The sequence below is a fragment of the Alteromonas sp. 5E99-2 genome, assembly GCF_017368475.1.
Classification (GTDB): Bacteria; Pseudomonadota; Gammaproteobacteria; order Enterobacterales; family Alteromonadaceae; genus Alteromonas_F.
This window is the reverse complement of sequence record NZ_JAFNJE010000017.1, coordinates 14,359-35,876: the sequence shown is the minus strand read 5'-3', so window position 1 is coordinate 35,876 and position 21,518 is coordinate 14,359. Positions and strand designations below refer to the sequence as shown.

Below are 21,518 nucleotides of genomic sequence, written 5' to 3'. Positions count from 1 at the left end.
ATAAATATATCAAAGATAATGAGCGGTGTATGTGAAACGTACAACACCGCTCTATTTGAGGAGCAAAAGATCAGTTACTTTCACCTTTAGTATAAGGAATATCTGATTGAAGCTTTTCAACTTCTTGTGCACGAATTTCAGGTGAGCCTGTCCCTCTAGCCATCCAAGCATACGCGGTAGGCACAACAAATAACGTCATGAATGTTGATATCAGTACCCCAGCAAAGATGACCATACCAATGACAGATCGGCTTTCAGAACCAGGCCCGACAGCTAAAATTAAAGGCAAAGAACTGAATACGGTAGTAAACCCTGTCATGACAATAGGTCGGAGACGAAGCGCTGCTGCTCGCTTTAACGCTTCTTCAAATTCATGTCCAGCATCTCGTAACTGGTTAGCGAATTCAACGATTAAAATACCATTTTTAGCCGCTAGCCCAATTAACATGACTAATCCGATTTGGCTGTATATATTTATACTCATTCCCGCAAGATATAGCCCAACAAAGGCTCCCAATAACGCGAGAGGTACAGTTAGCATGATCACCCAAGGGTGAACCCAGCTTTCAAATTGCGCCGCCAATACTAAATACGTTATTGCCAAAGCCAGAGCAAAGATAAATACAAATGAACTCCCTGATTCTTGATAAAGCTGAGATTCTCCTTTGTAATCAATAGAAACCTCTGCGGGCAATTCAGTTGCAACAATATCCTCTAAATAAGCCAATGCCTCTCCAACGGTGTAGCCATCTGCAAGGTTAGCTTCTATTGTAATGGCTCTCATACGGTTGTAGCGATTAAGTTGGGATGACGTTGCTTGTTCCTTGAATGTAATTAAGTTATCCAAAGGAATTAGCTCTTCCGTTCTGCCCGAGCGAACATAAATATTGTCAATGCTGTCTGGACTGCGATAATCGTCGTCTATGCCTTCCAAAATAACGTCATACTCTTCTCCTCTATCGAGAAAAGTAGAAACGGTTCTTTGACCTAACATGGTCTCTAACGTACGTCCGATTTCAGTCACTGAAACGCCCAAGTCTGCCGCTCTGTCTTTATCGATATCAATAAGCAATTGCGGGAATGTCTCTTTGTAATCAGAATCTAACCTCAGTAAATTTGGGTTTTCCCCAGCTTTAGCTATAAGAGTGTTACGCCAATCAACCAAGTTTTCATACGTGTCGCCTTGCAGCACAAATTGTACTGGTCGGCCAAAGCCTCGGCCGGCAATACCGCTGCGCATAATGGTAAACGCTCTAATATCGGGTATGTTAGTTACTTCAGCACTGATCTTTTCCATCAACTCAAAACTGGACTGCGTTTTTTCTTCCCAGTCAGGCCCAGCGATAACAGCAACGCCTCCTTGCCCACCAAAACCAGGTGTTCTAACAATAACTCGTGAAATTTCACCTCTTTCGTAGTAAGGCAGTAAAATCTGTTCCAATTTAGCCAAGTTAGCTGAATTACTTTCATAACTTGCGCCTTCTTGTACTTGCATCACGACAAAGAAATTTCCTCTGTCTTCTCTTGGCACAAATTCTTCAGGAATTAACTTATACAATTGCATTACAGCGACTACAGATAAAATGAGTAGAATGCCCATTGCAATAGGCTGATGAAGAGTCTTACCTAGAATATTAAAATAACCAGATTCTACCTTTTTGAAAGTAGCGTCTATCCATTTTCCAAATCCATTCGATCGCTCTCTTTTCTTCAATAGTTTAGATGCCATCATAGGAGACAAAGATAGCGCAGTAAAACTCGAAAATGCCACGGCAGCAGCTATCGCAATTGCAAACTCTTTAAACAATCGCCCAACGTTCCCTTCTAAGAATAACAAAGGAAGAAATACCGAAATAAGTACCAATGTAGTAGCTATAACAGCAAAGCCTACTTCTCTGGCACCGCGATATGCAGCCAGAATTGGAGGTTCACCCATTTCAATCCGGCGGTAAATATTTTCCAATACTACGATTGCATCGTCTACCACTAAACCAATTGCTAATACCAGTGCGAGTAAGGTTAGTAGGTTAATTGAAAAGTTCATTGCATACATCACAACGAATGCCCCAATAAGGGAAACAGGAACGGTAACAGCAGGAATAAGTGTTGCTCTAATATTGCCTAGAAAAACATAAATCACAATAACAACCATCAGCATAGCAATGCCAAGTGTGTTGTACACCTCATTAATCGAAGCTTCTATAAACACGGATGAATCGTAGCTGGGTACAACAAAGATGTTGTCCGGTAACGTTTCTTCAATTAGCTCAATTTGCTTTTTAGCTGCTCGACCAACTTCTAATGTATTGGCTTTTGATTGCTTAATGATGCCCAAGCCAATCATGTTGACACCGTCACCACGAAACTCTGTTTGATCGTCTGCAGCGGCAAGTTCAACGGTAGCGACTTCGCCCAAGCGCACTAAATATCCATCGTCACCGGTAGCAACAGCGATACGTGAAAAGTCCTCAGGGCTTAAAAACGATCTAGCCACACGTACTTCAAAATCCCTATCACTAGATTCAACCTGTCCAGCAGGAAGCTCTACGTTTTCAGATTGAATAACGTCTTCAATATCACTTACGGTAATGCCCCTCGCCGCTAACGCATTGCGGTCTAATGACACTTTCATTGCATAGCTTTTTCCGCCACCGATACGCACACGTGCTACACCTTCTGCAATGGAAAGCCGGTCAACGACAAAACGTTCAGCGTAATCGGTTAACTCCATAATATTTAGATTGGTACTTCGTAAGTTATACCAAACTATAACGTCATCATCTGACGTTGCTTTTGAAACTTCAGGAGGATCCGCTTGTTCTGGTAGATTATTCAGAACACGGCTTACACGTTCTCTAACATCATTTGCAGCGGCGTCAATATCACGAGACAATTTGAACTCTATGGTCACTGAAGAGCGGCCATTTCTACTCGACGAGGTTATGTTCTTAATCCCTTCGATACCACTAATTCTATCTTCGATAAGTTGTGTGACTCGGCTTTCAATAATACTTGCCGACGCGCCAGTATAGTTTGTAGTAATTGAAACAATGGGAGGATCAATATCGGGGTATTCTCGAAGAGATAACAAGCTGATCGCTACAAGCCCAAAAATAATAAGTACTAAATTAATAACGGTTGCAAAAACAGGGCGTTTTACCGACACATCACTTAACCACATAGTTTATTCTCCGTCAGTATTTAACACGCGAACAGTGGATTCATCACGTACTCTGAGAGTACCTTCAACAACCACTGTTTGCCCTTCAGACAATCCATCGAGTATTTGCACTGAACCCGGTTTTCGCGCACCTATTTGAATTTGAGTTTTACTGACCTTGTCGCCATTCAAAACGTAGACAAATTGCTTATCTTCTTGAGGAACTAAAGCTTTTTCAGGAATAAGAAGTGCTTGTAATACTCGCTTTTCAAGTAGCACTTGAAGTAACATTCCGGGTCTTAACTTCCTATCTGCATTATCGATTACCGCTCTTACTTGCACAGATCGTGTGACGGGATCTACACGAGAACCAATAGATGCAATGGAGCCTTCGAATACTTCACTAGAATATGCAACTGAAGTTGCGCTCACTCTTTGTCCCAGCTGTAAGCTCGCTAGATGGGTTTCTGAAACACTAAAGTCGACTTTAATTAACGATACGTCATCCAATGTTGTAATGACATCACCAGGTTGAACCAAAGAACCTACGCTCACGGAACGAACACCAAGTTGCCCACCAAAAGGCGCGTTAACTCTCAGCTCACTAACTTGAGAGTGAGCAACGTCTATTTGCGCTTGTAAGCCCTTAACTCTCGCGTCTTGTTCATCGAGTAGCTGTTCTGAAGCGGCACTTTCTTTTCTCAGGTTTTTAATGCGTTCATATTGTCTAACAGCCTCAGATAAGCTCACATCGAGTTCATTCACTCTTGCCATTTCTTCTCTATCGTCGAACTGAACCAATAATTGTCCCTTCGAGACCGAATCACCGTCATTAAACGCAAGCTCTGTAACTATCTTCGTTTCTTGCGCTGTTATAGTGACTGATTCATTAGCGATAGCTGTACCTAATGCTTCAATCACTATTGGTAAAGGTTGGCTAAGTACCTTAGCGACTTTCACCGGCGTTGGCTTGGGCTTCGACTTTTTCTTCTCCTCATCATTAGGCAAATTAATATAAACCAGAAAGCTTGCCAATATTAAAACGGCGACAATCAATGGTGAAAAAAGACGACCCTTAGCCATAAATAACCTTGTTTATTCGAAATATACTAATATTTGCCGACTCAATTTCTCATGAATCAGCGGTATTTCAGTGTGATTTTAATAGTAGGCTAGTTTACTGAATAAAAGCAGAATAAGTTTTGATTCGTCATTAAATTTCGTGACTTCAGCGTTTACATGCCCCTCAGAATGGGGATTCAATGAATTGAGAGCTGTTGCATATGCTCTGTTAAGCAACAGCTCTGTTAACAATTAACTTTTCGTTACCTCGCCTGAAAAATGAGGCGTGATTTCGTTTTTGTACCAACGTTCCAACATTCGTTTTTCATAAACAAAAGGCCCGTCGCGTCCTCTTCTTAAAGAGCTTTGCAAAAAGCCAGTATCTTTAATTTTCTCATCTGCGGCTAAAACTTCGTTTCCTTTTTCATCAAACACTTGATAGCTAAATGCCATACTTGGAATAAATACCCTTTCTATCACTCGGATATCTCCAACAGTACTACCAAAGTTTCTGCCCAAAGAGGAACTTGCTCCACCAAACGAGACGTCTCCCGCCAAGTCCACATTGGTGATGTTTAACATTAAAGTAAAGCCTTCAGGTAAATCGGTAGCGAGCGCTTCAAACTTCTCGTCAAACTCATTAAATACATATTCTCTGAAACGTGATGGCGATTGATTCGATGGTCTAACATCGCGGTATTTTTTAGGTGACTCCCAGATAATATGCACTCGACCTGTGTCTTCAATTACATTCGTGTCGGATTTTTCTTTGGCACATAATGCGAAACTCAGCAAGGTACTATACGCCATTAGAAAGACTAACCCAGTTACTCGCATTCTCATTTCTCCTATTCACAATATGTTGTTAGTAATATGTTGAGTAAAAATACAGAAAAAAGTTCATTGTTTTCTAACTAGCGCTTTAGGATTTCCGAGCCTTCAATCAAGTTGCAGAATTTTTCTAAATTTTCCCCAAATACATAAGGGTTTATATCTTTTTGCATACAATAGCGCTGGTGAAATACACTTAATGTTTCTTTATCTTCCATTATGCGTTCTACATAGCTAGTTTGCTGTTCTGAAAAATTTGGAATTGAAGCCAACACCTCTTCTTTAAATGATGCAATAGCCTTTAATTCTGCATTTTCAGAAAGTTGATTAAACCATTGGGTAATTGAATAATTTTTAGATATGAGTATATCTTCGGCTAGTTCCGAACGGAAAAATGCAACCAATACTGCTGCAAAAACGACAAAATAAAAAAAACTTCTCATTGCAAGACTCAGAAAATCTCGAACTCTTGTACGCTAATTAATTGAGCAAAACACTCAGTTACACTTCATAGTCGTGAATGTACTAATAACAAAATCGAAAGAAGACCGAAATTGACAGACTAAACCAGACTAGTTCGACTCATTTTATAAAAAATTGTAATTGTGCGTTATTACCACGCTATCATGATAAAATATTACACTATTAGCCTACATTCTAATAGTATCTGTCGCAATATCGACAATTAACTATTTCGATAACCTCACACATTTGTATTGATTTTTTTAACACAGGCACTCAACATTTGGACACTGACTTTTCTTTTTCGGGACTGACTCCTGACACCATTTTAGATGCACTAGAAAGTATAGACGTATATGCATCATCTGGATTGCTGGCACTCAATAGTTATGAAAACCGTGTTTACCAGTTTGTAGCTGACGATACTAAGCGTTACGTGGTGAAGTTTTATCGCCCAGCTCGATGGACAAACGAAGCTATTCAAGAAGAGCACGATTTTTCCAAAGACCTTACCGATGAAGACATTCCCATTGCCGCACCACTCGCTATAAACGGCAAAACGTTACATGTATGGCAAGGCTATCGGTTTACCTTGTTTGATTCTGTGGGCGGCAGACAATTTGAATTAGATAATCTAGATCACTTAGAGTGGATGGGAAGATTTATTGGCCGAATTCACAAGGTTGGTAGTGCTAAACAATTTCAGCATAGGCAAACTGTAAACTGTGAGAACACGTTAGATTATGCGTTAACTATTTTAAAAAATAGTGAGCTTGTTCCCATAACGCTAGAAAGGGCTTTTTGGGCAATATTGAATCCAGTGATTCAGCTTACGGAAGAACGTTTCTCCGATATTAGCACCCAATCTATTCGGCTACATGGCGATTGCCATCCGGGTAATATTTTATGGCGAGATGGCCCGACGTTTGTAGATTTAGACGATGCTAAAAATGGCCCTGCGATCCAAGATATATGGATGATGTTAAGTGGCGACCGCAATCAAAAGCTACTTCAACTGGATGTGCTGCTGGAAGCTTATAGTGAGTTTAACGATATGGATAACAAAGAACTCGCTCTCATTGAACCTCTTCGCGCCATGCGTATGGTGCATCACATGGGTTGGTTAGCGCAACGGTGGGAAGATCCCGCTTTCCCAAAAGCCTTTCCTTGGTTCGGACAAGATAAATACTGGGAAAATCAAATATTAGCACTAAAAGAACAACTAGCAGCCCTTGATGAACCCGTACTTAGTCTATTTTAAATCACTCAATGCAGTCAGCGAGGGTTCAGTTGACTGCAAGTAAGTTAGCCATAGTTTAATCACATATAGCATGCGATATTGCGCAATGCGCAAATCTAACAACTGTGTTAATCTACAAAGAGTTAGACGTATAAACAAACTTTGTTGGAATAAAAAATGAAAAAACTGGCTTTATTATTTGTATTATCGGTCGCAATTTCGTTTCAAGGGTTCGCTCAAGAGCTTTGGAAGGAAGGCGAGCATTACGTCGTATTAGATAAACCTGCGGCGGAGAAACCCGTAATTCGCGAATATTTTTCTTTCTGGTGCCCTCATTGCTTTAATTTTGAACCTCTTGTTGCACAAATCAAAGAAAAAAAAGCAGACAACGTAAAGTTGGAAAAAGTACATGTGAATTTTATGGGATTTACCTCTCCTGAAATTCAAGAACAAGCCACTCGTGCCATGATGGTTGCTCGTGCTTTAAAGCGAGAAGACGAATTAAGCAACGCAATTTTCAAGCACATCCACGTTGGACGAGGTGTTGTCGCTAACCTTGATGACTTAAAAGCTATTTTTGTGGAAAATGGTGTGGACGCTGCGGAATTTGACAAACTTGCCTCTAGCTTCGGCGTGAATAACTTTGTAAAAAGAAATAATAAAAGCATTAGCGATTATCGCCAATTTTTAACTGGTGTACCTAACTTTATTGTGAATGGTAAATACCAAGTTAAATTCACCCGAGACATGACACCTGACGATATCGTTAACCTTATCGTGTGGTTAAGCACACAACCTTAAACTAACAAGAGTCCATCCCCAGCATCGCTGGGGATTTTTTTATGAATTCACTTTCTCAAGCAATTCTCGTTGTAAGCCCAATTATTATTTTGTTAGCCATTGGCAAAATACTCATTCATACAGGCCTTATCGACAAACTTTTTATTCAATCTGCAAATAAGCTCGCGTATAGCTTCTTTTTACCTGCACTATTGTTTTCTTCTGTTAGCCGCGCCGATATGTCAGCCTTATTTGACGGACGAACAATGCTGGCAGGACTATTAGGCACTGGTATTGTGTTAATTATGACTTTACTACTATCAAAATGGATAGGGTTTCCCAAATTACAAAGAGGCGTGATTGTTCAAGGCAGCTTTCGTGCAAATATCGGTATTATAGGACTTGCGTTGTGTGCAAATTTACTTGGCGATGATGGCTTAGCTTTAGCCAGTGTATTACTGGGCATTATGGTACCCATATTTAATATTTTATCGGTTTGGGTATTGGTATTGTATTCAGGAGCATCAAAACGCGCTTCTGATGTCGCATTACAGGTCATCAAAAGCCCCTTAGTCATCGCTATTGCTCTGGCAATTCCCTTTTCAATTTGGTCTATTCCATTACCCGAAGTGTTAACAAAGACAACTGGATTGCTGGGACAAGTCACTTTACCTCTAGCGCTAATATGTATTGGCGCATCTTTAGTTATTAATGAGTTTTCAACTCGCTGGAAGCCAATTTTACTCATAGTAATAGGCAAGATGTTCCTCTTTCCTGCAGCAACGACCGCAATAGCTTGGTTTCTAGGCGTAGAAGGTGATGCGTTAGCGGTAGTTATTATTATGTCTATGGCACCTACAGCCGCCGCGAGCTTTTCAGCTGCACAACAGTTAGGCGGAGACACGGCACTAGCGGCAGATGCTGTGGCTATAACAACAATTCTGTCATTGCCAATTTACATGTTGGTGATTTACTACCTATAGCCTTAATTAGGCGCTGGAAAAAACGTAATCCAAGTTCCGATTACTTATCCAGCGTCGAGCCACCCAAACAATTTGGTGATTGCGCCACTTGTCCAGAGCGTTTTTGCCACTCAGCTAGTGTAAACGTATGCAGTGCTAAAGCATGCACAGGGCCTTGCAATGCTTCAGCTAAGAGTGTGTTTATAATTCGATGGCGCTGTATCAAACGTTTGCCATCAAATGAATCAGATACAATAGTGACCTTAAAGTGGCTTTGTGCACCATCAGCAACATTATGCTGATGGCTTTCATCTTCTATCTGCAACACACTTGGTGAAAGCGCAGGGGTGAGTGTATCGGCAATAAATTCTTTAACGTTCATAATGTAAGAGAGTCATCTTCAGGTAGCAATAGATTACCATATTCCCTTTTTATTAACATTCTCAGCCTTTTTTACGGTGGTGGCAATGGTAAATATCTGTCAACTCGACGAGAAAAAGGAATGGGTATTTCAACTAAAGGCTCAGGTCTTGGTTGCTGCTGAGCCCAATTCCAATAACGCTGCCTCAAATCTTCAGCAATTTCTGGAAAATCATTAATGTAGTTCACACTTTCAGGCTCAACCGCGGTCATATCAAATAAATACTCTCGTCTTACCCCTGCTTGCATATACTTCCAATCGCCAAGCCTAACAGCTCTTTGAAAAAAGAATCGCCAAAACAAGGGGCGTTCCATGAATGTATGTTCTTCACCATCAATGAGTGGAAGTAAATCCATTCCTCCTAATTCGGCCAACTCTTCTTCACCCAGGCCCGCAGCTTTTACCGCCGTATAAGCTGCATCTAATGCAGACACTGGTTCGTCAATTAACATATTACTTTGAATTCGCTTTGGCCAATGCATAATGTAAGGAACGCGTACTGCACCTTCGGTTAGCATGCCCTTCTCGCCGGTAAATGGGTCGTTCCGCGAACCATTCCATGTTTCTCGAGCACTTATCGGAGCATCGGTCATATCGTCACCTAAAGGTGCACCATTGTCACTAATAAACAAAATGATAGTATTCTCTAATAAGTTGTACTGTTCCAATTTAGCAACAACTCGCCCTATACCGTCATCGACTGCAGCCATCATTGCAAGTGCATAACGTCGCCTTACTGGCATATCTTCAGGAATTAAATCTAAATACTTTTGAGGCGATTCAAGAGGAACATGAGGCGCATAATGAGCAACATGCATGTAAAAAGGAGAATTCCAATGTTTATCGATAAACGATAGAGACATATCACTCACCAAATCAACTCGAAATTTTGAGTCTCTATAGGTTTCGACCGGTATCGTTTGACCGCTCAGATCCATCGTTCTTACATATGAGCCCGTATACCCAGCTAATACATCGTCGAAACCTCGCTCATGAGGGAAGTATTGTAAACGCTCTTCCTCTGGCACGACACTGCTAACAAAAGGTTCTACATCCGGATAATTTTCAGCTCCCCACTCTTGTGAGCTATTCGTAATTTCCAAATGCCACTTGCCAAACAATCCTGTCGCATAGTCTTGTTCCTTTAGACGATTAGCCAATGTTTCAACTTCTAGCGTCATCGGGATATGCTGGTTTTCATCCATTCTGAATTCACTTTGATGAATACCTGTTATCATTGCAGCTCGAGAAGGTGAACATTGAGGGGCCGTAATGTAACCTTGTTTAAACAAAGCTCCACTTTCTGCTAAAGCATCAATATTAGGCGTATGAACATCAGCCAACACGTCATGAACCCCAACATCTGCATAGCCTTGGTCATCGGTAAAAAACACAACGATGTTAGGCTTTCTTGCAGCATCAACCTCTCTCGCAGGCTCACTAGGAACATTAACTGCTCTGTATTTTGCAACTGTACGCGACTGTTCACCAAACGCAGCAACAGCTTCAACAAAAAGCGGGTTATTGGCAAAATCAATATGTGCATTTTCAGGAATAGGTAATCGAAATCTATGTTTCCCGCTTGGTGTAGAACACAAGGCATTTATTGCACTTTCGCCAATCACTTCGGTTTTAAAATACTCAGTCAGTATAACTTTGTTGCCATTACTATCTACTGTACTTAAAGCAACATCAATGGGTTCTGCAACACTTGTTTGACACGCCCATCCAATGGCAAACTGCCGACCGTTGACGTCGGCCACTGCATCTAAATAGCCAATAAGAGCTGTATCTGGGTGCTCTGGAAGAAATTGTGTTGCACTGCTATTTAAGGTTCTGGTTTGATTGTTTACTGTAGTTTCTACAAATACTTGTGCTCCTGAATTATCAAATACAGCCTGCTGAGGTATTTCAAGTGTGAATCTATGAGAACCACCAGATAAGCAACGAGCTTCGACACCGTCTCCCGATGTTTTATCGGCAATGGCCGTCGCAATCAACGCTGCATTAGAACGCGTATTGCCAGCATAAAGAGAAATAGATAAAGGGGAAGAGTTACCCACCTCACAAGCCCAGCCAGATAAAGACAAGTTATCTAAGTCACCAGAAATTGGCTGAGAGAAGCTCGCGAAAGTAGCCGACATCGCCATTGCAGGAGAAAAAATCCAAGCAATGAAAACAACAAAACACTGCTGTTTAATAAGTTTTTTTAACGCCATCATGATTATTCAAATTTCCTTATTAGTACAAATATGACTTTTTGTATCGTTTTCATCACCCCCACTCCATGGCTATATAGACTGGTTAGGTGCATCCATAACAGTTCTAAACCCTAAATGACTTGCCCCTAAATTCACATCTTGAGGGTGGCGCCCTGCAGGACGAAATCGCGCGCAAAAATCATCCGAGCACAAGTATGAGCCACCTTTAATAACACCAACAGGTACATTCGGCTGTTTAGGATCATACCCGTTTTTAAGCGCATTGCCTACTATCGAACTGTTGATATTATGATTGGGATAGTAGGCATTACTTGTCCATTCCCACACATTACCAATAAGGTCATTAATACCATATTGGTTCGCATCGTAGCAACCTACGGGAGCAACACCCACATGCCCATCATCAGCACTGTTACTGAATGGAAATACCCCTTGCCAGGTATTAGCTTTGTGAGACTTTTCCAGTACAAGCTTGTCACCCGCCGCATATTTTTTATTAATCAGTCCCCCACGAGAAGCAAATTCATGTTCAGCTTCTGTAGGTAATCGATGCCCTTTCCATTTAGCAAATGCTTGCGCATCTGCTAACGCAATATGCACTACAGGGTAAAAATCTAAACCTTCAATGTTACTTTCTGGACCGTTTGGGTGCTTCCAATTTGCGCCGGGAACAAATTGCCACCAGTTATCTATCTCGCCTGAGCGAAAAGCTTCGCTCATTCCTTTAAAAACAGATGACCCAGGTACTAAAAAAGCAGGATCAATACCTGGATAAAGCCCTTCTTCAGGTATTTTTTCTGCGACTGTCACATAACCTGTATCGGAAACAAAGTCTGAAAACTCTTTATTTGTTACCTCGTATTTACTCATAAAAAAATCTTGAACTTTAGTGGGTATTTCAGGGAACTCATCGCCGTAGACACCTTTCGCTCCGAGTAAGAAATCGCCACCTTTTATATAGATCATTTGCGACTCACCGATGCCACAATTAGTATTTAATTCAGCGTTGATAAAAGCTGGGTTCACTCTTCCATATGAGAAAAATATCCCCCCTACTAATATCGCAAATACAGTTATAACCAATAAAGCAAAAATAGTTTTTTTAGTCATTTACACAACAACTCTTTTCCAAAAAAATCACTCTAGAATGTGCACTTAATTAATCAAAATGAATATATCTATAGGTTAAATTAATTCGAGGTTCTGAGATACGCTTAGATTTATTAATACCATGCACATAGTGCTTTTGCGTATCACCCGCCATAATTAATAGACTACCATGTTCCAAACCAAGTCTACATTTTTCACCTGTTAATTTGTGTTTAAAATCGAAATTCCGTTTTTCCCCAAATGTAATCGAAGCGATAGTGGGCTTATCCCCCAATTCGGGTTCGTCATCAGAATGAGGGCTCATGCTGTCCTGTCCATCCCGATACCAGTTGCACAAGACACAATTAAATTGAACGCCAAGTTCTTCTTCTAGCTTTTTACGGATGCTGGATAACACAGGGTGAAACGGCAATGGGGTTAAAGCAAGGCCAGAATAAGCGTAGTGGCAATGGGGGTCTCCATACCAAGCTTGTAAACGAGGAATTTGCATGCGCTTACCGAACAGTTTAATGCTATCCTGTCGCCAACAAAGCTCAGACTTCAACGTAGAATAATAAGCGTCTGCTGTGTTACGTGAAAACCAAGCTGGATAGTAACGAACATCGGCATCCGCCATTGGAATTTTTCTGCTCAACATAAACTAGATACGCAATACTGATTAAATAGATTTATGAATACTACATTTTCGGCGGCAAACCGAACACTAGAATTAATGCGCTACCCATCAAAGGCTCAACACCCTAGCTTACAAGCGTGGGGCTCTGAAGATGAACTGGTACTCAATTACCTAGCGGAGCAAAACAAGCTTGAGTCTCAAGCTCTAGGCCGCGTACTCATTTTAAATGACGAATTTGGCGCATTGGGCTGTGGGTTATCTGACGTTATAGATGACAACTCCGTATGGCAATCTGATTCTCATATCGGGCATTTAGCGCTGCAAGATAACCTTAAACGAAATGAATTAAACGCGACTTTTTCTATTGTGAATAGTATTACGCCTCTAGAAGGCAACTTCGATACTGTACTTTTAAAGTTGCCCAAAAGTAATCACTACTTACAACACATACTGACTCAGTTGACACACCATGTGACTGACAAGTCTCAAGTCATTGCTTTTGGGAAAACCAAAGCTGTCACCTCGTCTATTCTCACTCAATTCGACACTGTGCTGGGTAAAACAACCACATCACTAGCCGTTAAGAAATCCCGATTGATTTTTTGCACGCCAGCATTATCTAAACTAAACGCAGCATCTTTTAACCATACTGATAGACGTTGGAGCATTGACAAAAGCTATACCGGTAACTCTTTAACTTTATGTAATTTAGCAAACGTATTCGCTGCCAAAAGTTTAGATATTGGCGCTCGTTTTATGTTGGATAATTTACCGCCGTTTAACGACGAAAACATCCTTGATTTAGGCTGTGGAAATGGCGTGTTAGGGCTAGTAACTTTAGTGCAATCTCATAACTCTCAGGTTACTTTCGCTGACGAATCTTATATGGCCGTTGAATCGGCAAAACGAGCAGTAATAGAGAATATACCCGACAAACTAGAGCAAACACATTATCTTGTGGATAATTGCTTGGAATCTGCGACCAAATCCATTTACACCCACAATTTTGATCGAATACTATGTAATCCGCCCTTTCATCAGCAAAATACATTGACTGATCACATCGCATGGCAAATGTTTAACGATGCTAAAGCGTGCTTAAAAAAAGGCGGGAAATTTTTGGTTGTAGGTAATCGACACCTTGATTATCACGAGAAACTAAAACGGGTATTTGGTGGTACAAAAATAGTCGCGAGTAACGCTAAATTTGTCATTTTAGAAGTAGTAAAAAGATAGGAATACCAATGAAAAATATTATCAACAGAATTCTAGTGAGTTTGTTAGCACTTACTATTTCAGTATCTTGTTATGCTGCAAAAAAAGAAGATGGCTCTGAAATTCAACCCGACGTTTTGTTTCCACGTATTGAAATGCACACGAACATGGGCGTGATCACAGTAGAACTCGACAGATACAAAGCGCCAATTACAGTAAACAATTTTTTGCGTTACATCGATAAGCGTCTTTTCGACAATACGGTGTTCCACCGCATCGTAGCTAATTTTGTTGTTCAAGGTGGTGGCTATGGATTGGAATACCAATCGAAACCCGATTTTGGAGAGATTTTTAACGAATCTGGTAATGGCTTAAAAAATGACGCCTACACCATTGCCATGGCTAGGCAAGCTGATCCTCACTCTGCCAATCGCCAGTTTTATTTCAACCTAGCCGACAACGACAGCCTTAATCCTGGCAGAAACTGGGGCTACACGGTTTTCGGAACGGTAACATCAGGCTCGGAAGTACTTGATGCTATGGGTGCGGTTGAAACACACTATCTGCCGTTATTGCGTTTACCCAATGCGCCAGTTGAACCTTTAGTACTTGAAAAAGTCGTGTTATTACCACCGCTATAAACGTTTAAATGAAGAAATTAATTACACTTAGTTTTTAGACTAAGTAGACAATGGCCCCTGTCGACCTTGCTGAAATATTTATGGTTAGGTATAGGTCTATTTAACAGTTAATTTAAATTCAATACTGGCTAGTCTGAATATTCAGGGCGTTCACTAATATGAAAAATATTTTTTATAGCATTGCCGCTACGGTTTCTGCATTCCAAACATTAGGGCAAACCGACGACACTGTTTATTATGGCGATGACACCATAAAAATGAGCGCTGAAGCACAAGCTTGGTTAAAAAACAGAAATAAAACTCAAACACCCACTCCTATTGTTGCTCAAGCAACCACCTTAGAAACGGTAGATATTGTTGTATTTTACCGCAACCAATATGGCTTTTACTTGGGCGCTGATGAAGTTATAGAGCGCATTGAAGATATGGTTTCCTTCACTAACCAAGCATTTTTAGATTCAGATATCAGTGTTGAACTCAATTTAATCGGCGTACACCCTGCCACCTCCATTCCTGACACTCAAAACAGAGGCGACAGCGAATTTTTTCCTGACACCAATATTCAAACGGCTTTTCAAGACGTGACCTTTAGTGCGTTATTCAATGGTTCTTCAACCCCGGAAAGCGAAATTATTGAAAACTCTGGTACAGACTTGTATGCACTTATCGATGTAGGTTTTGATACTGAAACCCCCAGCTTTGCCGGAATCGCCTTTTTACAAGGTCCGCTATCGGTATCATTTGATTTAGGCCAAGACGTTAGACGCATCACTTTTGCTCATGAAATTGGTCATAACTTCAGTGGTGGCCATGAACGGGCTGACGACCCAACGTCAACTCGAGACAACCATGCAACAGAGTGCAGTGGCCAGCGTACACTTTTGTATTCCACAGTAAGCTTAGCGAATACTGAAACCTACTCTAACCCTGAAATTCAACAAGGCAATGAATTTTGCGGAGAGTTAGGTGTTGCCGATAACACCAGAAATATTAATGCATTTTCTTCGAATGTAGAAAATTTCGGAGTGGCGCCAGAAAGCGCGTCCAGTGTTAGCCTTACAGAGACACAATACACTGTCAACGAAAACGACGGAGAACTGGTTGTTACCCTTTCCCGCTCGGGAAATTTAGCCTCAAGCACGAGTGTACAAGTATTGCTAACAGGCATCACTGCACAAGCCGATATGGATTTTTTTGATAACTATCAAACCCTGACGTTTGCCCCAAATGAAAGCTTAGCGTCGGTGGGTTTTCCTATTGTCAGAGATGCTATTCCAGAAAGCACAGAAACAGCTCGAGTAGATTTGCGTTTTCCCGTTGCAGGGAATGTTATCCAAAGTAGTGCAAACGTAGCCATTTTAAACGGCATTGATGGCCAAGCGGGTAGCGTAAGTCTGCGAGTAGATAATGCCATAACCACTGAAGCCCAAGGTGTGCCTGTGGTGTTAGAACGCACTTCTGGTACAGACGGCGAACTCTTGTATAAGCTAGAGTTCGTGCCTAACGATCTTGATTCGAACGGTGACTTTATCCGTCCCATGTTGCCTGAAGAAATGAACAGAACACTTCAGTTTGTCTTATTTGCTGATGGGGAAACTGAAAAAACATTTTTCATTACTCCGGTAGATGATGAATTGGAAGAATCCACAGAAATGATGCAAGCGGTATTGTATGAAGGGTTTAATTCAGTCGATGAGGAAGGTGTGTTAGTCGTCGACAACGACTCGTTAACCACATCAGGCCAATTGAGCTTTGTTCCACTTGATGAAACAGAGTTTAAAAACAATCGAAACTTCGTCAATGTCACCTTAATTCGCGACACAAATCTAGATACTGAAGCAATAGCCGTGGTAAACGTTGATGGGGATGGCGTTGCAGTGCAAGATGAAAATTTCATCATCGCTTTTGATGTCGATCAGTCCATCGCCATTGTAGAAATTCCACTAACTGAAACAGTTATTGAGCAAGATACCGACATAACCCTAACATTATCATCAGAAGGGCTAGATGTAGAGGCTCCAACACTCTCTTTTACCTTACTAACCGACGTACCTGGCGAACCCTTTTTGACGACAGATAGTCCAACGATTTCAGATGACGTAGGGAACTTCTTTATCAGTGTTGAAAGAAATCCAGACGGTGACAACGAGCTTGAAGTAAACCTTTTTGTAAATGAAGTCGTTGTAAATAACCAAGTTCTTATTCCCGCCCAAGGGCTGACGTTTTCATTTGATGATGGCGACCGCGTAACACGCAACGTTTCCTTTATTATCAACGACATCAATTTGCCTAACGATGTGAGTGTGCCGATTCAAATTACATCAACCCCAGTAGACCCTTTGCAGTCAAGTTTAACTCTTGTAGTGAATGCAGATCCTGATCAAACACCAGCAGCGCCTGCTCCTACTCCAAACACAGGTGACTCATCAGGCGGAGGCGGTACGATTAGCTACGGGATATTATTGTTATTTGGGGCGGTGCTAGTAAGACGATTACAGTTTAGAACAAAACTGTGACAAATTTGCGAGGCTTTTTTCGGCCTCCTGCATCAAGATATCTAAACTAAGCAAATTAATTTAGGTGTGATGTCTATGAAAGCATTGTCCAAAATAACGCTACTTCTATGTGCAGTAACAGTGAATATGGCGTCTGCGTTGGAGGAAAACAACACTCACACCTTCACCAGTGGTACTGAAAAAGTACAATTAGTTGAGCTGTATTCATCTCAAGGCTGCAGCAGTTGTCCACCTGCACAGCGTTATTTAAACAAGCTCAGTGATTCGCCTTTACTTTGGGACAAAGTGGTTCCTGTTGTTTTTCATGTAGATTATTGGGATTACCTAGGTTGGAAAGACCCCTATTCCTCAGCTGAATATTCTTCAAGGCAGCGCCAATTCAAACGCCAAGGTTTAGCATCGTCAGTGTATACCCCAGGTTTTTTCGTTCAAGGACAAGAGTGGACGGGCTTTTTTAAACGCAGACAAATACCACTGATTCAAGATACTGCTCCCCAACTAAAAGTCACAATTGAAGAAAATAAAGTAAGTGCATTCTTTGGTGATGAACTGGCTAAAAATTACGAAACCTTGTCGCTCAATATTGCGTATTTGGGCATGGATTTGTCCACACACGTACACTCAGGCGAAAATAGAAATAGAACGCTGGATGAAAACTTCATTGTACTTGCACATCATTCCATCGACTCCACAGATGGAAATTGGGAAACTGAAATACAGCCGCCTTCTACAGATGAAAACTTAGCCATTGCGGCTTGGGTTACGCGCAAAGGCGAACTAGAGCCCCTACAAGTCACTGGCGGCCCTATCGCTTTTTAAATCACTCAGTTTTAAGATACTTATACTCATTTCATTAGTTAATTATTCAACAGAATAATAGCTGGAAATCGAAAAGACTAAAGAACCTCAATCAATATTAGCTATTGGTTGAGGTGAAGTTCACATTCGACTTCCTTTTAACCTTCCTAAATGATCAACAACGTTATTCGATAATTGCTCTTCAGGGTGTTCTTTCAAAGGCCACACACCACAAATATCGAAATGCGCAATTAGAGTACTCCATTTAACCGGTATCAATTGCTCTCTGGGCATCACAGCTTCGTCTTGATGGGCGATTTTGCGGTATTTCTGCGTAATCGAGTCATAATCACGCATCATTTCTTGCATGTTTTCTACCGTCATATACCGAAAGCTGCTGTCGAAAGCCGACCGTGAACTTTTATTATGATCTAAAACATGCCGTAAGAACATTTCGTTAACGTCTTTTAATGTGTCGTGTAATGGGCCGTGAAGCCGCATAAGTAATTTACCTTCAATCAACAAGCGATAACGATTGTACTCCCCCAACTCAATAAACTGCTGACGGTCTAGATCTCTTAAGTATTTGAATAGACTCAAATCTGACAACTTATACTCTTTTTGAATTTGAGCTGGCGTATAACCCACCGATAAAAAGAACAGAAAATAAAAATGCAGCCGGTTATTCTTCAAAAATAGCTCTTGGTATTCTTCTAATTTAACCCTAGGCTCAGTATGGCGTCTGGCAAAATCTAATAAATCATAAATAGATAAGCCTATGATTTCGCATATCTCATTTAATCGTGAAAGGTGGCAGTCTTTATCTTTAAACAAGCGTTTTATTGTTTTTTCAGATACCCCTAATTTTTCTGCCACGTGCTTATATGTTACGCCTCTCGATTTCATTGCTATTTTTAACGCATCAACAATTTCTACACCGATAGTTTGCATAGTTCACCTTCAAAATTTTTACCTGAAAACACGCGATTGAATAAAACCACGACTCAAAACGTCAGCCTATGTCACCAAAACCAAGAAAAAGGTGACAACTAAAGTCCCCTTTGAATATTCAATTGATAACTTAGGGACTAAATATAACCTACCCCTCTGTTTTTTACTACTCATCTACATATCGAGGAATAATCATGGGTTCACTTTTAAAATCATTAACGTTTCTATCACTACTTGCTACTGGCACCAGTATTTATGCAAAGACACTAACTCCTATTTGGGAAACCGAAGGGTTTAAAATGCCAGAGTCCGTTGTATACGACGAAAGACGGCAAAAAATTTATGTGTCGAATATCAATGGCGGGCCTATTGAACGAGATAACAATGGGTCAGTAGGCGTAATGAATGCTGACGGCTCTAACCCCAAAATTGAGTGGGTTAAGGGCTTGAGTTCACCAAAAGGAATGGATTTACATGGCAATAAACTCTACGTTGCAGATGTGGGCGATCTGGTGGTTATTGATGTTGATAGCGGAGAAATAACGGCTCGATATCCAGCGCCATCATCTAAGGTTTTAAATGGTTTAGATGTCACCGACGACGGCACGGTTTTCGTGTCTGATTGGTTGGGAAGTAAAATTTATAAACTGAAAGATCACAAATTAGAACTTTGGCTAGATGATAAAGAGCTTAATTTCCCCAACGGATTATTTGTATCCAATGGTTATTTGTATGTCAGTACATGGGGAACCAACCCAAAAGCCGACTTTACTACAGATACCTCAGGTACATTTTTAAAAGTATCGTTAAAGAGTAAAAAAATCGAAGTACTCAACAGCGGTACTCCTTGGATGAATCTAGACGGTATTCATAAGGTTAATAAAAAGGACTTCTTTGTAACTGACTTTATAAAAGGCGAACTATTAGTTATTAATACAAAAGGAAAAGTCAAAGAAACCCATAAACTTGCGTCTCCATCTTCAGCAGACTTTTTTTACATAAAAGAGCAGAACTTGCTGATCGTTCCTTACTTAATGGGCGCTAAAGTATCAGCTTATAAACTGTGATGAAAAAAATTACCAGTGAGCAGTATTGTTCACTGGTAATTTAATAACAAACAGCAAGCTATTCAGCTATATCAGTTTTATAATGTTGACTGAGTAATTTTTGTAACCACCCGCTAAAATCACCATTCTGTACGACGAGATTTTGAGCACGAAAAAGCGCCGCTGTTCGTTGTGCGTACTCTAATTTTCGAATTTGCTCTAAGACTTCTGGAAACTCATTCGCTTCTGTATGCGATGTTGTAAAGAGTAAACGCTCTTTATTTACTCTCCCCAGTTTGCTCGCCTGTGATACCCGCTTATGGCACCGGCAGTCATTCGAAGCGGCAATTAGACCGCAATTTGATGTCATGAAATGGGTAACCAGTTGCTTTGCTCTTGAAATTTGCTTCCGGTAAGTTACCGGCGATAAATTTAATATATAAGCCGCTTCTTTATGGGTAAATTCAAGCACCTCTCCAATAATATAAGCCACTCTCAAATTCACAGTAAGACATTGCAGGATAGCCAATATACAACCAACGGGAACTTCATGTAGTGGCATAGTTAATTTGGCCACCTAACAAGATGGTATGCTTTAAAGCACATCAGGATTAGGTGACAAAAATGAGAAAAAAGACAAGAAGAACCTTCAGTCCTGAATTTCGCTAGGAAACAGCAAAACTCGTTATCGATCAAGGTTATACACATGACGAAGCCGCTAAGGCAATGAGAGTTGGATTTTCAACGATTGGGAGATGGGTGACGCAGTTAAAACTGGAGCGAAGTGGCAAGCAAGTTAAACAGATGCCGATGACACCTGAACAAATAGAAATCAGGGAGTAAAAAAAGCTTCCGCTCTGCTGATGTCGTTCTCCATGAAGAACTCGCTTTAATCAAGAGACTTAGTCAGAGCGGTAAAAACTCTCATTGTGTGAAAACTGTGTGTGAGGTTCTTGAAGTCAACCGAAGCACTTATAAATACTGAGTTAAGCGAGATAGGCGTTTATCGCCTGAAGCGGCTAAACTCCAAAGTTTGGTGAGGGAAGCGCATCGTATAAGTAACGGCTCAGCAGGCGCAAGAACGGTCGCTGATATTGTTACAAACGACGACACTAATGATATTAGTTTGTCTCGTTACCATACAGTGCGGCTGATGAAAAAACTTGAATTGGTGAACTATAAGCTACCTAAGCATGCTTACAAAAAAGCAAACAGGGAGCATATTGTCATCTCTAATTCACTAAAACGACAGTTTGCAGTAACCGAAACAAATCAAGTGTGGAGCGGTGATGTAACGTTTGTTTCGACGGGCAATAGATGGGCTTACTTAGTCGTTGTTATTGATCTGTTTGCACAAAAACCTATTGGTTGGGTAATAAGTCATTCGCCTAATATATAGAATACATATGCATGTTTATTTTCATGAACACAATTAGGATAGCAATTAAATTCAGTTGCAATTAAAATAAAAATGAAAAATATTCT

The 21,518-nt window shown here is 40.7% G+C and carries 19 protein-coding genes; 9 read left to right on the top strand and 10 right to left on the bottom strand.

The window, feature by feature from the left end; all coding sequences use genetic code 11:
- Positions 1–70 precede the first annotated feature (70 nt).
- The 4 genes from J3L16_RS15110 to J3L16_RS15095 all read right to left on the bottom strand — a co-directional run bounded on the left by J3L16_RS15110 (position 71) and on the right by J3L16_RS15095 (position 5,496).
- Entirely contained in the window at positions 71–3,181 is a 3,111-nt protein-coding gene (locus J3L16_RS15110) for an efflux RND transporter permease subunit (RefSeq protein WP_207613840.1), read from the bottom strand.
- 3 nt (positions 3,182–3,184) lie between these two features.
- Positions 3,185–4,243, bottom strand: a complete 1,059-nt coding sequence (locus J3L16_RS15105) for an efflux RND transporter periplasmic adaptor subunit (RefSeq protein ID WP_207613839.1) — start codon at positions 4,241–4,243, stop codon at positions 3,185–3,187.
- Between the two features lie 231 nt (positions 4,244–4,474).
- Entirely contained in the window at positions 4,475–5,059 is a 585-nt protein-coding gene (locus J3L16_RS15100; RefSeq protein WP_207613838.1) for a DUF3016 domain-containing protein, read from the bottom strand.
- 77 nt (positions 5,060–5,136) lie between these two features.
- Complete coding sequence (locus J3L16_RS15095; protein ID WP_207613837.1) at positions 5,137–5,496, bottom strand: hypothetical protein; 360 nt, start codon at positions 5,494–5,496, stop codon at positions 5,137–5,139.
- A gap of 302 nt (positions 5,497–5,798) precedes the next feature.
- On the opposite strand from J3L16_RS15095, the gene J3L16_RS15090 reads away from it, so the two are divergent.
- From J3L16_RS15090 to J3L16_RS15080, 3 genes are all read left to right on the top strand, one after another.
- Positions 5,799–6,776, top strand: a complete 978-nt coding sequence (locus J3L16_RS15090; protein WP_207613836.1) for a serine/threonine protein kinase — start codon at positions 5,799–5,801, stop codon at positions 6,774–6,776.
- Positions 6,777–6,932: 156 nt separating this feature from the next.
- Positions 6,933–7,556 (top strand): thiol:disulfide interchange protein DsbA/DsbL, encoded by a 624-nt coding sequence (locus J3L16_RS15085; protein WP_207613835.1) that lies wholly within the window; start codon positions 6,933–6,935, stop codon positions 7,554–7,556.
- A gap of 41 nt (positions 7,557–7,597) precedes the next feature.
- Positions 7,598–8,518, top strand: coding sequence for an AEC family transporter (locus tag J3L16_RS15080; protein ID WP_207613834.1), 921 nt, complete (start codon positions 7,598–7,600; stop codon positions 8,516–8,518).
- A gap of 40 nt (positions 8,519–8,558) precedes the next feature.
- Here the strand turns inward: J3L16_RS15080 and J3L16_RS15075 are convergent, their stop codons facing one another.
- The 4 genes from J3L16_RS15075 to J3L16_RS15060 form a co-directional block, all read right to left on the bottom strand.
- Entirely contained in the window at positions 8,559–8,879 is a 321-nt protein-coding gene (locus tag J3L16_RS15075; RefSeq protein WP_207613833.1) for a BolA/IbaG family iron-sulfur metabolism protein, read from the bottom strand.
- A 71-nt stretch (positions 8,880–8,950) separates the two neighbouring features.
- Entirely contained in the window at positions 8,951–11,137 is a 2,187-nt protein-coding gene (locus J3L16_RS15070) for a sulfatase-like hydrolase/transferase (RefSeq protein WP_207613832.1), read from the bottom strand.
- Positions 11,138–11,209: 72 nt separating this feature from the next.
- A complete protein-coding gene (locus J3L16_RS15065) occupies positions 11,210–12,250 on the bottom strand; it encodes a formylglycine-generating enzyme family protein (protein ID WP_207613831.1) in 1,041 nt (346 codons plus the stop codon).
- Positions 12,251–12,299: 49 nt separating this feature from the next.
- A complete protein-coding gene (locus tag J3L16_RS15060; protein ID WP_242698866.1) occupies positions 12,300–12,887 on the bottom strand; it encodes an alpha-ketoglutarate-dependent dioxygenase AlkB in 588 nt (195 codons plus the stop codon).
- A gap of 33 nt (positions 12,888–12,920) precedes the next feature.
- On the opposite strand from J3L16_RS15060, the gene J3L16_RS15055 reads away from it, so the two are divergent.
- The 4 genes from J3L16_RS15055 to J3L16_RS15040 all read left to right on the top strand — a co-directional run bounded on the left by J3L16_RS15055 (position 12,921) and on the right by J3L16_RS15040 (position 18,057).
- Positions 12,921–14,102: a methyltransferase gene (locus J3L16_RS15055; RefSeq protein ID WP_207613830.1), complete on the top strand. Its 1,182-nt coding sequence runs from the start codon at positions 12,921–12,923 to the stop codon at positions 14,100–14,102.
- Positions 14,103–14,110: 8 nt separating this feature from the next.
- The gene (locus tag J3L16_RS15050; protein ID WP_207613829.1) at positions 14,111–14,722 is read left to right on the top strand and encodes a peptidylprolyl isomerase; all 612 of its coding nucleotides are present in this window, start codon (positions 14,111–14,113) and stop codon (positions 14,720–14,722) included.
- Positions 14,723–14,880: 158 nt separating this feature from the next.
- A complete protein-coding gene (locus J3L16_RS15045) occupies positions 14,881–17,238 on the top strand; it encodes a Calx-beta domain-containing protein (RefSeq protein ID WP_207613828.1) in 2,358 nt (785 codons plus the stop codon).
- A 75-nt stretch (positions 17,239–17,313) separates the two neighbouring features.
- Positions 17,314–18,057: a DUF1223 domain-containing protein gene (locus tag J3L16_RS15040; RefSeq protein ID WP_207613827.1), complete on the top strand. Its 744-nt coding sequence runs from the start codon at positions 17,314–17,316 to the stop codon at positions 18,055–18,057.
- 120 nt (positions 18,058–18,177) lie between these two features.
- Here J3L16_RS15040 and J3L16_RS15035 read toward each other — a convergent pair whose 3' ends face one another.
- Positions 18,178–18,987 (bottom strand): helix-turn-helix transcriptional regulator, encoded by an 810-nt coding sequence (locus J3L16_RS15035; protein ID WP_207613826.1) that lies wholly within the window; start codon positions 18,985–18,987, stop codon positions 18,178–18,180.
- A gap of 194 nt (positions 18,988–19,181) precedes the next feature.
- Here J3L16_RS15035 and J3L16_RS15030 point away from each other — a divergent pair, with 194 nt between their 5' ends.
- Positions 19,182–20,054: a hypothetical protein gene (locus tag J3L16_RS15030; RefSeq protein ID WP_207613825.1), complete on the top strand. Its 873-nt coding sequence runs from the start codon at positions 19,182–19,184 to the stop codon at positions 20,052–20,054.
- 58 nt (positions 20,055–20,112) lie between these two features.
- On the opposite strand, the gene J3L16_RS15025 is transcribed toward J3L16_RS15030, so the two are convergent.
- Positions 20,113–20,595, bottom strand: a complete 483-nt coding sequence (locus J3L16_RS15025) for a sigma-70 region 4 domain-containing protein (protein ID WP_207613824.1) — start codon at positions 20,593–20,595, stop codon at positions 20,113–20,115.
- Between the two features lie 474 nt (positions 20,596–21,069).
- Between J3L16_RS15025 and J3L16_RS15020 the strand changes: the two genes are divergently transcribed.
- On the top strand, positions 21,070–21,432 hold the full coding sequence (locus J3L16_RS15020; RefSeq protein WP_207613823.1) for a DDE-type integrase/transposase/recombinase: 363 nt from the start codon (positions 21,070–21,072) through the stop codon (positions 21,430–21,432).
- The last annotated feature ends 86 nt before the right edge of the window (positions 21,433–21,518 follow it).